Source organism: Chelatococcus sp. GCM10030263 (assembly GCF_042666455.1).
Taxonomy (GTDB): domain Bacteria; phylum Pseudomonadota; class Alphaproteobacteria; order Rhizobiales; family Beijerinckiaceae; genus Chelatococcus.
The window spans coordinates 801329-815361 of sequence record NZ_JBHTDB010000003.1; the positions used below are offsets into that span (position 1 = coordinate 801329).

At 64.9% G+C, this 14033-nt stretch carries 13 protein-coding genes and 1 pseudogene; 12 read left to right on the forward strand and 2 right to left on the reverse strand.

Features of this window, described 5'->3' with window-relative positions:
• The first annotated feature begins 32 nt into the window (after positions 1-32).
• The 4 genes from ACFQU1_RS08320 to ACFQU1_RS08335 are packed head-to-tail and all read left to right on the forward strand — an operon-like array spanning position 33 to position 3013.
• The gene (locus ACFQU1_RS08320) at positions 33-1094 is read left to right on the forward strand and encodes an amidohydrolase family protein (protein WP_378131224.1); all 1062 of its coding nucleotides are present in this window, start codon (positions 33-35) and stop codon (positions 1092-1094) included.
• Positions 1091-2206 carry an amidohydrolase family protein gene (locus ACFQU1_RS08325; RefSeq protein ID WP_378131226.1) on the forward strand — a complete coding sequence of 372 codons (1116 nt, stop codon included), beginning with the start codon at positions 1091-1093 and terminating at the stop codon, positions 2204-2206. The genes ACFQU1_RS08320 and ACFQU1_RS08325 overlap by 4 nt, the downstream gene beginning before the upstream one ends.
• Positions 2203-2616 carry a Rieske (2Fe-2S) protein gene (locus ACFQU1_RS08330; protein ID WP_378131228.1) on the forward strand — a complete coding sequence of 138 codons (414 nt, stop codon included), beginning with the start codon at positions 2203-2205 and terminating at the stop codon, positions 2614-2616. Before ACFQU1_RS08325 ends, ACFQU1_RS08330 begins: the two co-directional genes overlap by 4 nt.
• Before the next feature lie 22 nt (positions 2617-2638).
• Positions 2639-3013, forward strand: coding sequence for a non-heme iron oxygenase ferredoxin subunit (locus tag ACFQU1_RS08335; RefSeq protein WP_378131230.1), 375 nt, complete (start codon positions 2639-2641; stop codon positions 3011-3013).
• A gap of 14 nt (positions 3014-3027) precedes the next feature.
• On the opposite strand, the gene ACFQU1_RS08340 is transcribed toward ACFQU1_RS08335, so the two are convergent.
• Positions 3028-3348 (reverse strand): hypothetical protein, encoded by a 321-nt coding sequence (locus ACFQU1_RS08340; protein ID WP_378131232.1) that lies wholly within the window; start codon positions 3346-3348, stop codon positions 3028-3030.
• A 191-nt stretch (positions 3349-3539) separates the two neighbouring features.
• Between ACFQU1_RS08340 and ACFQU1_RS08345 the strand changes: the two genes are divergently transcribed.
• The 8 genes and pseudogenes from ACFQU1_RS08345 to ACFQU1_RS08380 form a co-directional block, all read left to right on the forward strand.
• A complete protein-coding gene (locus tag ACFQU1_RS08345; protein ID WP_378131234.1) occupies positions 3540-4091 on the forward strand; it encodes an RNA polymerase sigma factor in 552 nt (183 codons plus the stop codon).
• A 113-nt stretch (positions 4092-4204) separates the two neighbouring features.
• On the forward strand, positions 4205-5161 hold the full coding sequence (locus tag ACFQU1_RS08350) for a FecR family protein (RefSeq protein WP_378131236.1): 957 nt from the start codon (positions 4205-4207) through the stop codon (positions 5159-5161).
• Between the two features lie 117 nt (positions 5162-5278).
• On the forward strand, positions 5279-7726 hold the full coding sequence (locus tag ACFQU1_RS08355) for a TonB-dependent siderophore receptor (protein WP_378131238.1): 2448 nt from the start codon (positions 5279-5281) through the stop codon (positions 7724-7726).
• 12 nt (positions 7727-7738) lie between these two features.
• Positions 7739-8725, forward strand: coding sequence for an ABC transporter substrate-binding protein (locus tag ACFQU1_RS08360; RefSeq protein WP_378131240.1), 987 nt, complete (start codon positions 7739-7741; stop codon positions 8723-8725).
• Complete coding sequence (gene fhuB / locus ACFQU1_RS08365; protein ID WP_378131242.1) at positions 8718-10718, forward strand: Fe(3+)-hydroxamate ABC transporter permease FhuB; 2001 nt, start codon at positions 8718-8720, stop codon at positions 10716-10718. Before ACFQU1_RS08360 ends, fhuB begins: the two co-directional genes overlap by 8 nt.
• The gene (locus tag ACFQU1_RS08370; protein WP_378131244.1) at positions 10715-12415 is read left to right on the forward strand and encodes a cyclic peptide export ABC transporter; all 1701 of its coding nucleotides are present in this window, start codon (positions 10715-10717) and stop codon (positions 12413-12415) included. The genes fhuB and ACFQU1_RS08370 overlap by 4 nt, the downstream gene beginning before the upstream one ends.
• A complete protein-coding gene (locus tag ACFQU1_RS08375; protein ID WP_378131246.1) occupies positions 12412-13206 on the forward strand; it encodes an ATP-binding cassette domain-containing protein in 795 nt (264 codons plus the stop codon). The genes ACFQU1_RS08370 and ACFQU1_RS08375 overlap by 4 nt, the downstream gene beginning before the upstream one ends.
• 289 nt (positions 13207-13495) lie before the next feature.
• Positions 13496-13681, forward strand: a pseudogene (locus ACFQU1_RS08380) (IS481 family transposase); the annotation flags it as partial.
• A 40-nt stretch (positions 13682-13721) separates the two neighbouring features.
• Here ACFQU1_RS08380 and ACFQU1_RS08385 read toward each other — a convergent pair.
• A complete protein-coding gene (locus tag ACFQU1_RS08385; protein ID WP_378131248.1) occupies positions 13722-14033 on the reverse strand; it encodes a DUF4387 domain-containing protein in 312 nt (103 codons plus the stop codon).

Sequence of the window (14033 nt, forward strand, 5' to 3'; positions counted from 1 at the left end):
GATGCGCTCGATCGAGACAGGGAAAAATCCGAATGCCCGTTGGCGTCGTCGACTGCGACATTCATCCGGCCGTTCCGAGCCTGGATGCTCTCCTTCCCCATCTTCCCGGTCATTGGGCCGACACAGCCGTGCAGCGCGGCATAACCGATCTGAACACCGCCAGCTATCCGGATAATGCCCCGATCACCGCGCGGCCCGACTGGCGGCCAGACAAGGGCCGTCCCGGCACCAATCTGACGCTTCTGAAGGCGCAGGCGCTCGATCACTGGAACGTCGGTGCCGCCATTTGCAACTGCCTCTATGGCGTGCAGACCCTCTTCAGCGCGGATATGGCGGCAGGCTTCGCCACCGCGGTGAATACATGGCTGGCGCGGGACTGGCTCGATAAAGACGCGCGCCTGCGCGCTTCGATCGTGGTGCCCTTGCAAAACCCGGATCTCGCAGTCGACGAGATCGAGCGCTGGGCAGGTGATCGAAGGTTCGTGCAGGTACTGCTGCCTGTATTCTCGGATATGCCTCTCGGCAATCGCTATTACTGGCCGGTTTTCGCCGCGGCGGAGCGGCATGGGCTGCCGGTCGGCATCCACGCCGGCGGCACCTACCGGCATCCGGTGACTTCGGCCGGCTGGCCTTCTTATTACATTGAGGACTATGTCGCCCAGGCGCAGGGGTTCCAATCGCAACTCGCAAGTCTCATCTGCGAGGGCACCTTCGCTAAGTTCCCCGCGCTCAAGGTGGTTTTTATCGAATCCGGCTTCACCTGGATGCCAGCCGCCCTCTGGCGCTTGAACAAATATTGGCAGGGGCTCAGGATGGAGATCCCCTGGGTCGACAGGCAGCCATCGAAGATCGCTCGCGACCATATCCGCCTCACGCTGCAACCGGTCGATTCCGCGCCCGACCCAAAGAACTTCGAGCGCTTCATGAACCACATGGAATCGGACGAGATGCTGCTCTTCTCCACCGATTATCCCCATTGGCAATTCGACGGCGACGAAGCCATCCCGGATGGTTTCAGCCCGGACCTCGTGCGCAAGATCCAGATCGATAATCCGCACAGCACCTATTCGCGACTGACGGAGGCCGCCTCATGAACACTCATGCGACCGTGAAGGCGAAGGGGGCGAGCAATCCCGGCAGTCGGCTCCCCTGTGCCGACTGCGACATTCATCCCAATGCGAACGGCTATCGCGACCTTTATCCTTATCTCGACAAGCACTGGCAGACGCATCTTGAAACCTACGGCGCCAAGGTGCGCCACGGTTACCAGCGGGGTGCCGCCTATCCCAAGGGCCAGCCGAACGCGATGCGTCGCGACGCTTGGCCGGAAGACGGCGGCCTGCCCGGCAGTAAACTCGAACTTCTGCGATCGCAACATCTTGATGCCAATCGAGTCGAGCTCGGCATCCTCAATCCCATCACCTCGGCCGGTCAAGGGCTGCTCAATGCGGATTTGAGCGCGGCACTGGCCACCGCCGCCAATGAGTGGCAGGTGAATACTTTCACGAGCAAAGAGCCGCGGCTCAAGGCCTCGATCGTCGTGCCCTACGAGGACGGGAGAGCCTCCGCCGCTGAGATCGAACGTCGCATGGGCGATCCCAATTTCGTGCAGGTGATCCTCCTCAGCCGCACCGCCGAGCCTCTCGGCCAGCGGCGTTATTGGCCGATCTACGAGGCGGCCGCCCATGCGGGCCTGCCGGTCGGGGTGCATGCCTTCGGCTATAGCGGCCATCCGGTGACCGGCGCCGGCTGGCCCTCCTTCTATATCGAGGAGATGTTCGGCCACTCGCCGTCATGCCAGGCGCTGCTCGCCAGCATGATTTTCGAGGGCGTATTCGAGCGATTCCCGACGCTACGTTTCGTGTTGATCGAAGCCGGCTGCGCTTGGCTTCCCTCCTTCACCTGGCGCCTCGACAAGCAGTGGAAGCGGCTGAAAAGCGAGGTGCCGCACCTGAAGCGGCTTCCCTCCGAATATATCCGCGAGAATGTCTGGATCACCACCCAGCCGATCGAGGAGCCGGAACCGCGCAGCCACCTCCTCGACGTTATCGAATGGATCGGCTGGGATCGGCTGCTTTTTGCCTCCGACTATCCGCACTGGGATTTCGATGATCCGGCCTTCGCCTTTCCCATCGACATACCCGTTGAACGCCGCCAGCAGTTCCTGCTGGACAATGCCAAGAGCCTCTATCGAGTAAACGCATGAAGAAATTCGTGGTCGCCACGACCAAGGAGATCCCGCCGGGGGCGCGCAAGCTGGTCCATGTCAAGGGAAGGCCTATCGCGGTCTTCAACATCAAGGGCGAATATTTCGGTCTGTTCGACCGCTGCCCGCATCTTGGCGGCAGCCTATGCCGCGGCAAGCTGACGGGGCTCGTGCAATCGAAGAAGCCGGGCGAATACCAGTATTCGCGTGAGGGCGAGATCCTGCGCTGCCCCTGGCACGGCTGGGAATTCGACGTGCGGACCGGCCAATCCTATTGTGATCCGGAGCGTATCAAGGTGCGCAGCTATCCGGTGGACGTCGCGGAAGGCCGCGAACTCGTCGAAGGACCTTATATCGCCGAAACGGTTCCAGTTTCCGTCGAGAACGACTATGTGGTCATCGAGCTCTAGGGGCGTGAGGGGTTGAGGGGGGATGAGCCAGGACACCACTTGGATCCACGTCGCCGCCCTTTCGGACATCGGCGAGGGCGAGATCACGAGCGTCGAAGTCAACGGCCGCTCGATCGCCCTTTATCGGCTGGAGGATGATGGCGGCGTCTATGCCACCGATAATGTGTGCACGCATGCGCTCGCCTATCTCTCGGAGGGCTGGCTCGAGGGCGACGTCATCGAATGCCCGCTGCATGGCGGCTGCTTCAATGTGCGCACCGGCAAGGGCCTCGGCGATCCCATCGAGGAGGACCTGAGGACCTATACAGGTCAAGGTCTCCGGGGACGACATCCTCATCGGCTGGACGGAGGAATAGAGCCAGTCCTCCGCAGCCTCAGTACCCTGCAGGCTAGCTGATTGTCACGTCGGATCTAGTAATCCAGAATTGTTACGAACCAACCGGCGCACGGCCTCCGTGCTGCTGCCAACGAAGCTTGTCCCGTGCGCACGACGGTTCGCCCCATTCCCGTCGACGGTCTGTCGGCGGTCGGTCCCGTCCACGGATAGCACTCCGGAGCTGCCACGCTTGAGGCAATGCAACGGCCGGCAAAGCGGCATCCACGGCCGTGCTGCGGCACGCTCGCAAGCAGCGCCTGGGTGTAGGGTTGCAGTGGCCGCGTGAAAATGGCGCGCTTGTTGCTGGTCTCGCAGACTTGCCCCGCTACATCACCGTGATTCGGTCCGCGATGCACGCAACGACGCCGTGCAAGTCATATCGACAGCGGACGGGTTGGCTCAGGGGACCCGAAGCCGACGTGGAAAGGCGCGCTTTAGAATTCATCTAAATGATTGATATTGCGCATAGAAATAGCCTCGTGTAATCGCGGCATGGGCTTCGTCGGCGCGAGCGCGTTCGAATTTGGGCTTGGGGACGGGATCCGCCGTGGAATCTCCCGATGGATCGAGTGGCGGGATTGCGATGACCACCTGGAGCGACACGATCGGTGCACTGTTCCTGGCGCATCGGCAGCGGCTCGAATCGATGGTGACACGGCGCATTCGGGATCGCGAGACGGCGGCCGATATCGTCCAGGACGTCTTCGCCCGGGTGCTCAGCGGCGGGAGAAGGGCCCCGGCCGAAGAGAGCATGCGCATTCTCTACGCCTCCGCCCGCAATGCCGCCATAGAGCATCATCGGAGCTCGACGCGCCGCGCACGCCTTCTCGGCTCCCTTCTGCCGGCGCAATGCGTCGCCGAGGAGGTGGGGCCGGACAGGCGGCTCGAGGCCAAGCAGGCGCTTTCGGCGCTCGACGCGGCTCTCGGCGAGCTTTCGCCGCGCTGCCGCGACATCTTCATCATGCGCCGCGTGCACGGCCTTTCGAACGAAGACATCGCTCGCGCCCACGGGATCTCCGTGAACAGCGTCGAGAAACATATTGCCCGCGCCCTGAGGCATTGTCAGACATACCTCGCCCGCCATCGCAGCGAGACCTGACGAATTCGGCGACGCACGGCGTTTCCGCTTCTGCCCGTTATCAAGTACTGAAGTCCTCCCTGGATGGTTCACCAGGACTATCGGTCGCGGATCGAAGAGGGATCAGGAAGCGGATGCGGACGGACGATGAGCCGACCGACAGCCAACGCGACGAAGCGGCGCTCTGGCTCGCAAAAAAGACGGGCGGCTCCCTCGGGCCCGAAGAGGCCCGCGCACACGAGGCGTGGCTGAATGCCGACCGGCGCCACCGCCGCGCCTATGACGAGTTGCGGGTCCTCTATGCTCAACTCGAAATGCCCGCCAGTCGCGTGGCCGTGGACCGGACCAGCAAGCGGGCGATGCTTGCCCGTTTTCTGCCGCACGGAGCCTGGCTGCTCGCGCCGATCGTGCCGGCGCTTGCTCTTTTGATCGTATGGGCGATCGAGCCGCCCTTCGTTCAGAACTGGCGGGCCGACGTTGTCACCTCCGAGCGATACCTCACAGATACCGTGCTGCCGGATGGTTCGACCGCCAAGCTCGGCGGCGACACGGCGCTGGCGCTCTCGTTCGAAGATGGCCAGCGCCGGGTCGAGCTGTTGCGCGGCGAGGCCTTCTTCGAGGTTCGCCATGATGCCCCGGGCGTCTTCAGCGTCGAGGCCCATGGCGATGTGATCCGCGACATCGGCACCAAGTTCAACGTCGATGTGACGGCCGGGCGCACGGAGGTGGTGGTGGCCGAGGGAGCCGTCGACGTGACCGGTCGGTCCGATGCCGGCCCCGTGCGCCTCGACCAAGGCAATCAGATCGTGGTGCAGGACGGGCGCGCCGGGCGCGTCGAGCCCGCCGATACGGATCTGGCTCTGGCCTGGATGTCCGGCCGTCTCGTCGTCCAGGGAGCGAGCGTCGCCGACTTGATCACCGCCTTGCAACGGCATCACTCCGGACGAATTCTGGTGCGTGGCGCCCTCGCCGACCGGAAAGTGTCCGGGACCTTTCCGCTGACCGACATCGACGGTTCGCTGGAGACCCTGGCGGCGGCCGTCGGCGGCAAGCTGGTCCACGTGACGCCGCTTGTCACGATTCTGTTCTGATCCCGCCGCCGCCCACACCAGAAAAAATCGCCGCCGAGACACGGCGGCGGTTTCGCTGGCCGTTCTAGGAACTGAAGCCGCGATGCGGCCGATGCGGACGGTCACGAGGAGCAGGGCATGTCGAGGATCGTGGGGGAGAGCGAAACGCGGCATGCCGCGCGGGTGCTGCTGAGCGCCGTGGCCGTGGCCATGAGTGTGAGCCTCGCCGCGGCGCAATCGCCCTCTTCATCCGAAACCAGGTCGACGACAGCAACCTACAGCTTCGACATTCCCTCGAAGTCGCTGGCGGCAGCCATTGCCGACGTAGGCGCGGTGAGCGGCTGGCGCATCGCCTATCCCTTCACGCTCCCCCCAGGGCGACGCAGCCGCGCGCTGGCCGGCACGATGACACCCGCCGAAGCGGTCGAGCGGCTGCTCGCGGGTTCCGGGCTGAGCCATCGCATCGCCGGTCCACGTTCGATCGTACTCGTGGATCCGTCGCAGCCGGCCGAGGGCCGTGCAAGTTCCGGCGACGGGGGCATCACGCTCGATCCCATCGTCGTCGAGGGCGATGCCGGTGGGCTGCCGCCGGCCTTTCCCGGCGGACAGGTGGCGGTCGGCGGCAGCCTCGGCATTCTCGGCGAGCGGAATGTCATGGATACGCCCTTCAATGTGGTGAACTACACGTCCAAGACCATCGAAGACCAGCAATCGCGAACGGTCGCCGACGTCACGAAGAACGACCCATCCGTGCGGACGACCTGGGCCGACGGCAGCTATTCCAACCAATTCTTCATCCGCGGATTTCCTGTCGCCAATCCCGATATCTCGATCAACGGCCTCTACGGCCTGGTTCCCTACCAGATGTCGGGCACATCCTGGGTCGAGCGGGTCGAGATACTGAAAGGGCCGAGCGCGCTGCTGGCCGGAATGCCGCCCCAGGGCAGCATCGGCGGCCTGATCAACCTGGTGACGAAGCGTGCGACCGACGATCCCCTGACGCGGCTGACGCTGGGCTATATTTCCGATAGCCAGTTCGGCGGCAAGATCGACATCTCACGGCGGTTTGGCGAGAACAGGGAATTCGGCATTCGCTTCAACGGCGCCTACAGCAACGGCAACGCAGCCGTCGACGGCCAGACGAACGAGTTGGGGGAAGCCGCGCTTGCCCTTGACTATCGCGGGGAGCGGGTGAGGCTCTCGGCCGATCTGGGCTATCAGAAGAACTATTCAGATGATCCCGGGCGCCCGATCTATGCACGGCCGGGTTTTCGCATTCCGCGAGCTCCCAAAGCCTCGAGCGACCTCGGTCAGAACTGGTACTACGCTGACGCAACGGATGTTTTCGGCATCCTGCGCGGGGAAGTCGACATCACCGACACGGTCACCGCCTACGCGACAGCCGGCGCTCGCAAGAACGAGTTCCTCGGCCTCTATAACTTTTCTTACCTGAAGAACAGCTTCGGCGACTTCGATGCGAATAACTACTATCAGCCGAGCTATAATGATGCGTTCACCGGCGAGGCAGGCGTCCGCGCAAAGGTCCAAACGGGGCCGATCCGCCACGAAGTCACGGTAAGCGCCACCGGACTTTACAGCGAGCTCGGTGTCATCGCTCCTATCGTGTCAACTTATTCCTCTAATATCTATAACCCGGGTTGGGCTCCTTTCCCCAATCTCGCGGGACGTGCCTCCAAGGCGCCGAAGACGAGTGCTGCGACGCTGACGAGCCTCGCCATTGCCGACAGCCTCTATGCCTTCGACGATCGCGTCCAGCTTATCCTCGGCGCGAGGCGCCAGCAGATTCGGCAAAAGGGCTGGAACGCGACGACCGGCCTGCAGACGGCGAATTATGACGAGGGTGCGACGACGCCGGCGCTCGGGCTGGTCGTAAAGCCGCTGCAGAACGTCTCGCTATACGCCAACTATATCGAAGGTCTGAGCCAAGGGCCGACCGCTCCAGTTGGCTCGACGAATATCGGCGAGGTATTCGCGCCGATCAAGTCCAAGCAATACGAAGCCGGCGTCAAGATCGACTTCGGGCGGATCGCGACGACGCTCAGCGCCTTCCAGATCGAGCAGCCGGTCGGCATGGTGGATACGGCGACCAACCGGTACGGCGTCGACGGCGAGCTGCGTAATCGCGGCGTCGAGGTCAATGTCTTCGGCGAGATCAGCGACAGCATCCGCCTGCTCGGCGGCGCCGCTTTCATGGACGGTGTGCAGACCAAGACGCCGGCCGGCCTGAACGACGGCAAGAAGGCCATCGGCATTCCGGACGTGCAGGTCAATCTCGGCGCCGAATGGGACCTTCCCTTCATCACGGGCCTGACCTTGACGGGCCGCGTGATCTACACCGCGTCGCAATATGCCAGTGCCGACAACACGCAGAGCATTCCGGCATGGACGAGGGTCGATCTCGGCGCGCGCTACACCTTCACGCGAGAGAGCGGCAAGCCGGTGACGATCCGCGCCGGTGTCGAGAACGTCTTCAACCGAAGCTACTGGGCGGCCGCCTCGTCCAACTTCGGTCTGGCCCGCGGAGCGCCGCGGACCTACATCGTCTCGACCACCTTCGACTTCTGAACGCACGGGTGGATGACAGCCGCTATGGGTGATGCGGTCGTGCTGAGGACCGAATGCGGGGTCGACACATCCCCACGTCGCGCGCAGCATCGCCGCAAGACCATGACCCGCCGCTCGCTGCTCGCCGGTCTCGCAGGTTTCGGCGGCGTACCCGCGGCGAGCTTCGCCCGAGGGGCCCCGCCTGCCCTGCGTATCGCCGTCACCGACTGGGCGGCGGCCGAAAGCCTGCTCGCGATCGGCGTCGCGCCGCTCGCGGTGCCCGACATCGCAGTCTATCGGCAATGGCTCCGCGAGATTCCTTTGCCGCCCTCAGTCGTCGACCTCGGCTCGCGGGCCGAGCCCAATCTCGAACTCCTCGCGTCGCTCGCGCCGGACCGGATCCTCGTCTCGAACTGGCAGCGAAGCCTCGTCGCGCTATTCCGGCGGATCGCCCCGACGGAAACGATCACGATCATCGGTGGTCGCAGCGATGCCTATGCCAATGCCCGCGCCGCCCTCGTCCAGGTGGCCGATCTCGTGAACAGGCCCGACGCGGCGCCGGCCTATCTCGGCGCGTTCGACCGAGCCCTGGCGTCCTTCACGCGCGCCCTCGAAGGCCAGTACCTGCCGCCTGTCTATGTCGCCGTTCTCCATGAGAATGGCACGCAGCTTTTTGCTTACGGCAGAGGCAGTTGGGTCGACGACGTCATTCGCCACCTCGGCCTCAGCAATGCATTAAGACAGCCGACATCGGCCTTCGGCAACGCTTTGATCGGCCTCGCCGAGCTCGCGGGAACGCCCGAGGCCCTTCTGCTCTATCTCGACCAGGGCGAGCGAACGCGACGAGCGGAACGCTCGCTCGCGACGAGCACCGTCTGGCGGAGCCTGCCGATGGTACGCGCGGGGCGGGTCCATCGAATCCCGCCATTCTATGCGCTCGGCGGCGTTCCGTCGGTCTGGCGGTGCGGGCGCCTGATCACATCGGCGCTCGCCGGCTTGCCGGAGGCGTCTCGTGAGTGATGCAGCAACGCTTCCCGTCCGGGCAAGCGCGGTCGGGCTATATGCCCTCGCCGCTGCTCTCGGCATCACCGCAGCGGTCATGAGCCTTACGAGGCTCACGGCGATCCTGCCCATGGAGCACTGGTGGCGAGCCCTCGCAACGCCAACTGTCGACGTGCCGAGCCTCGTTCTCGTCGACGTTGCGCTACCGCGGATCGCGGTGAGCCTCATCGTCGGCGCGGCCCTCGCCCTGGCGGGTGTATTGCTGCAGCAGGCCCTGCGCAATCCGCTCGCCGATACGACGACGCTCGGCGTCGCTTCGGGCGCCTATCTCGCGCTGGCGGCGACCACGCTCTTTGCACCGGCCTGGCTCGATGCAGGGCAAACCTTGATCGCTCTCGCCGGCGGCGGGGCGGCGGCGGCGCTCGTCCTGGCGATTTCGCGTGCGGCCGGCTTTGCGCCCGCCGTGCTGATCCTCGCCGGACTGACCGTGAGCCTCGTCTGCGGCACCGCGGGGGCGATGCTGACGATCCTCAATCACGATTATCTCAGCACCCTCTTCATCTGGCAGGCAGGCTCGCTCGTCCAGAATGGATGGAGCAACATTCTCGATCTCCTGCCGCGCCTTGCCCTTTGCACGATCGCCGCCGTGCTCCTGCTGCGGCCGCTCGCCGCGTTCGATCTGGAGGATGGGCAGGCACAGGCGCTCGGTATTCCGGTCCACATGCTGCGCGGCGCGGCCGTGGTGCTCGCGGTGGCGCTCGGCGCCTCCAGCGTCGCTACGGTCGGCGTCATTGGTTTCATCGGCGTTGCGGCCGGCAATCTCGTCAGGGCTCTCGGGGCGCGAACCCTCCGTCAGCGCCTGGTCTGGGCTCCCCTCACGGGCGCGCTCCTGCTGTGGTCGACCGATGAACTGGTGCAGCGCCTCACACCCATTCTCGGCGCCATCCCGACCGGCAGCGCGGCGGCCGTCTTGGGCGCTCCCCTGCTCGTTCTGATGATCGCGCGGCAGCGCAACGCCGCGCCATCGCCCATCGGAACCTCCGTCCAGCCGACAGGCCGGACGAGGTGCCCGCGGATAGTGATTTCGGTCATACTCGCCGCCTGCCTCGCCATGATCTCGATCGCGCTTTTCCTCGGCAAGGACGCGACGGGCTGGCGATGGCTGGCGATGAACGACGCTTCGGCTGTCCTGCCGTGGCGCGGTCCGCGCGTTGCCGCGGCCGCCGCAGCCGGCGCCCTGCTCGCCCTTGCCGGAACGCTCATGCAGAGGCTGACGGGCAATCCCATGGCGAGTCCGGAGGTTCTCGGCGTCTCGTCGGGCGCGGCGCTCGGCGTCGTCCTGCTGCTCATGGCGATGCCCGAGTTCACGCATGGTCTGATGGCCATCACGGCTTTCGCTGGTGCCGCGGTGACACTTCTCGCCATCGTCGCCCTTAACCAGCGCTCGGACTTTGCGCCGGAACGGCTTCTCCTCACCGGCATCGGCTTCGCGACGGCGTTCACGGCATTCGCCGCCGTGCTGCTGGCGCGCGGCGACCCGCGCTCGGCCGTTCTCCTCGCCTGGATGTCCGGATCGACTTATCGCGTCACCAGCGCGGATGCGCAAACGGCCTGCGGCGTCGTGGCCGCCGTCTTGCTGCTCGCACCATGGACGGGCCGGTGGCTCGCCATCCTGCCGCTCGGCGGCAGCGTCGCCCGTGCGCTCGGCCTCGCGCTTTCGGCGAGCCGCCTTGCCATTCTCTTGCTGGCCGCGGCGTCGACCGCCGTGGCGACCTTGACGGTCGGCCCCTTGAGCTTTGCCGGGCTGCTCGTGCCGCATATGGTACGGGCACTCGGGGTCGTGCGCCCGCGGGACCAGCTCCTCGCTGCCGCGGGCCTGGGCGCTTGCCTGATGACCGCGGCCGACTGGCTCGGTCGCACGATCGCCTTTCCCTGGCAGATTCCGGCCGGGCTTCTCGCCAGCCTGATCGGCGGCCCTTTTTTCGTCCTGCTGCTGCGGAGAGGCCGATGACGAAGCACCATCGCGCGGCGTCGCTCGTCCACGAAGGCATTCGCCTTCTGCGCCCGTTCTGGCCGGTCGTTCTCCTCGCCACCGCCATGGGCATCCTGAGCGGCTTGGCAACGGCTTGGCTTATCGCGACGATCAACCGGGCGCTTCACGCCGACGGCGGTGCCACCGCTGGACTGCTGGCCGCCTTGGCGGGCCTCTGCGTCGTCGCGATTGCAGGCGAGATCATGTCCGACCTCGGCAACAGCTTCGTCGGGCAAGAGGTGATCGCCGGCCTGCGCAAGGCCCTGACCGACAGGATTCTCGCAGCACCCATCGACCAGATCGAACGCTTTCGCATGCACCGGCTGACTGCGATCCTCAACCAGGACGTCGAGGTCATCAGCAGCTTTACCTTCGCCTTTTCGAGCCTCGTCATCGCCGCCGCGATCACCATCGGTGGCTTCGCCTATCTTCTCGCCCTCTCGCCAGCCATGTCGCTCGTTGCGGTGGTAGCCGTCACGATCGGCACGACAGCCCATATGGCTGCCCGCAACGCCGGCCGTCGGGGATTCGAAGCCGCCCGAACGGCGCAGGACGACCTGCAGCGGCATTATCGTGCGGCAACCGAGGGTGCCAAGGAATTGCGGATCAGCCGAGAGCGCCGTCAGCGCCTGCGCAATACCGATCTGCGCGGCACCATCGAGCGCATCCGCGATCTGCGTGTGTGCGCCATGCGCATCTACATGTCCGCCAACGCTTTCGGATCGGCACTCTTCTTCGTCGTCATCGGCGCGCTCCTCGGGCTGCAGGATGTCTTCCACGTCGGCAACGAGGTCCTTTCCGGCTTCGTGCTCGTCCTCCTTTATGTGAAGGGACCGCTGCAGCAGCTCGTCGGTGCGCTGCCCCTCATCGGGCAGGCCCAGGTCGCCTTCGGGCGCGTGGCGGAGCTCTCGCAAGCCTTCGCCAACCCGGAAGCGGGCGTCCTTCTGGCCGGACATGGGTCGTCTCGGCCGAGCATGCGCCAGATCAGACTTCGCGGCGTCCGCTACAGCTTTCCGGCCGAGGCGGGCGGCGGCTCCTTCGTGCTCGGGCCTATCGACCTGACGATAACGGCCGGCGAGATGATCTTCATCGTCGGCGAGAACGGCTGCGGCAAGACGACCTTGGTCAAGCTGCTCCTCGGGCTTTACACGCCCGAGAACGGCGAAATTCTGCTCAATGGGGAAGCCGTGACGGCGGAGACGCGCGACGACTACCGTCAGCTCTTCACGACCGTCTTTGCCGACTATTACCTCTTCGGCGATCTCGTCGCCGATGAAGCGCTCGACACGGACGTATTGTCCTATCTCGATCGGCTCCAGCTCGCTCACAAGGTCACCGTCGAGAACGGACGCTTCACCACGACCGATCTCTCGACCGGCCAGCGAAAACGCCTGGCCCTGGTGCACGCCTATCTCGAGGACCGGCCGGTCCTCGTCTTCGACGAATGGGCAGCCGACCAGGATCCGACCTTCCGGCGCGTGTTCTACACCGAATTGCTGCCGGCCCTGAAAGCGCGCGGCAAGACGCTCGTCGTGATTTCTCACGACGACCAGTATTTCCACCTTGCCGATCGGGTCCTGCCTATGGCGGACGGCAAAATCGGAGAGATCGTCACCCACACCCCCACACGGCAAGCTGACGACCGGCGGCAAAGTCTCTCCGGAGCGACGCCGTGAGCGCCGCCGGCAAATCCCCTCCGTCATTCGAACTCGATCAAGCCGCCTTTTTTGCGGGCGGGCGTCCGCTGATTGCACCGCTCGATCTCGGCCTTTTGCCGTCGCGGGTGATCGGCCTCATCGGACACAACGGCTCGGGTAAATCGACGCTGCTGAAGCTTCTCGCACGACAGCAGCCGCCGTCTTCCGGCGCGATCCGCCTCGCCGGCCTGCCGCTGACGGATTGGAACAGCCGAGCCTTCGCCCGCAAGGTCGCCTATCTGCCGCAACAGACGCCGACGGCGCCCGGTCTGCTCGTCAGAGAACTGGTCGCTCTCGGCCGCTATCCCTGGCACGGCGCACTCGGGCGCTTTTCCAGGCGCGATCGCATGAAGGTCGATGAGGCGATGGCAGCGGCCGATGTCGACGCCTTTGCGGATCGCCTCGTCGAGACGCTCTCGGGCGGGGAGCGCCAGCGCGCCTGGCTCGCCATGCTGGTGGCGCAGGAGACCGAGTGGCTCCTGCTCGACGAGCCGATTTCCGCCCTCGACATCGCCCATCAGATCGACGTGCTGTCGCTGGTCCGGCGTCTGTCGGCCGAGCGCGGGCTCGGTATCGTGGTGGTGCTCCACGACGTGAACATGGCGGCGCGCTTTTGCGACGAGATCATCGCCTTGCATTCCGGCCGGCTGATCGCCCGCGGGACACCAGCGGATATCGTCAAGCCGGATTGCTTGAGGGCGATCTACGGCATCGCCATGGACGTCGTTCCCCATCCCGCGACAGGCCTGCCGGTCAGCATCGCCCGATAAGCGGCTGCGGAGTGTGCAGGGTCACGTCATGCCATCGATGAACGGCTTTCATAAGCTACCTCCACGCTGAATGGTAGGCTCGCCGGGAGTAACCGGGCGTCGTGGACACGGTGGTGCTCAATGGTCCGGCCGATCTCGCCCGGCTGAACGCGCTGACTCCATGGACGATCGACTAGGTCGATGCGCCTTGGGTTATCGATGGTCCCATCAACGGCCAGCTCTTCACCCTATGCGTGGAGAAGGCCTTGTTCCGACGCTCGCCCAGGGGGGTCTCGTCATCCTCGACAACATCGATCAGAAGACCGTCGCCAAGTGGAAGAGGCGCAGCAGCACAGCGGATGTGCCGATCGGACCCAAAGACCCGAAATCGACCTCGCTGTCCCTTGAGGACGAAGCCATCATCGTCGCGTTCCGCCGGCATAGGCTGCTGCCGCTCGACGACTGCCCGTACGCCCTGCAGGCGACGATCCCACACGGCGCCGCCGCGCCCAGGTTCACTGATCTGCGGAGCGGTTTCAATCGGGAATTTCGAGATCGACCAGTGGCCCGTGCTGCTGGCCGCCATAGATGTCGCCATCGTCGCGCGACCCCTGGAAAGCCGGCCGCGGGATCGAGATCTTGATCGCTTTCGCGGCATCATGCTCAAAAAACGTCACGTCATCCTCGGCGACGCGATAAAGCGCCGCGAATCGTGATCTCGTCAGCACCTTGGCAGCGCAGACCTTGCGATAGACTTCGTCCGTGTCGAACATCACATCGAAAGTCAGGGTGAAGGGGCCGGCATTCTTCGACCGGATGAGACGGGCCAGGTCACCGAGTTTTGCCAT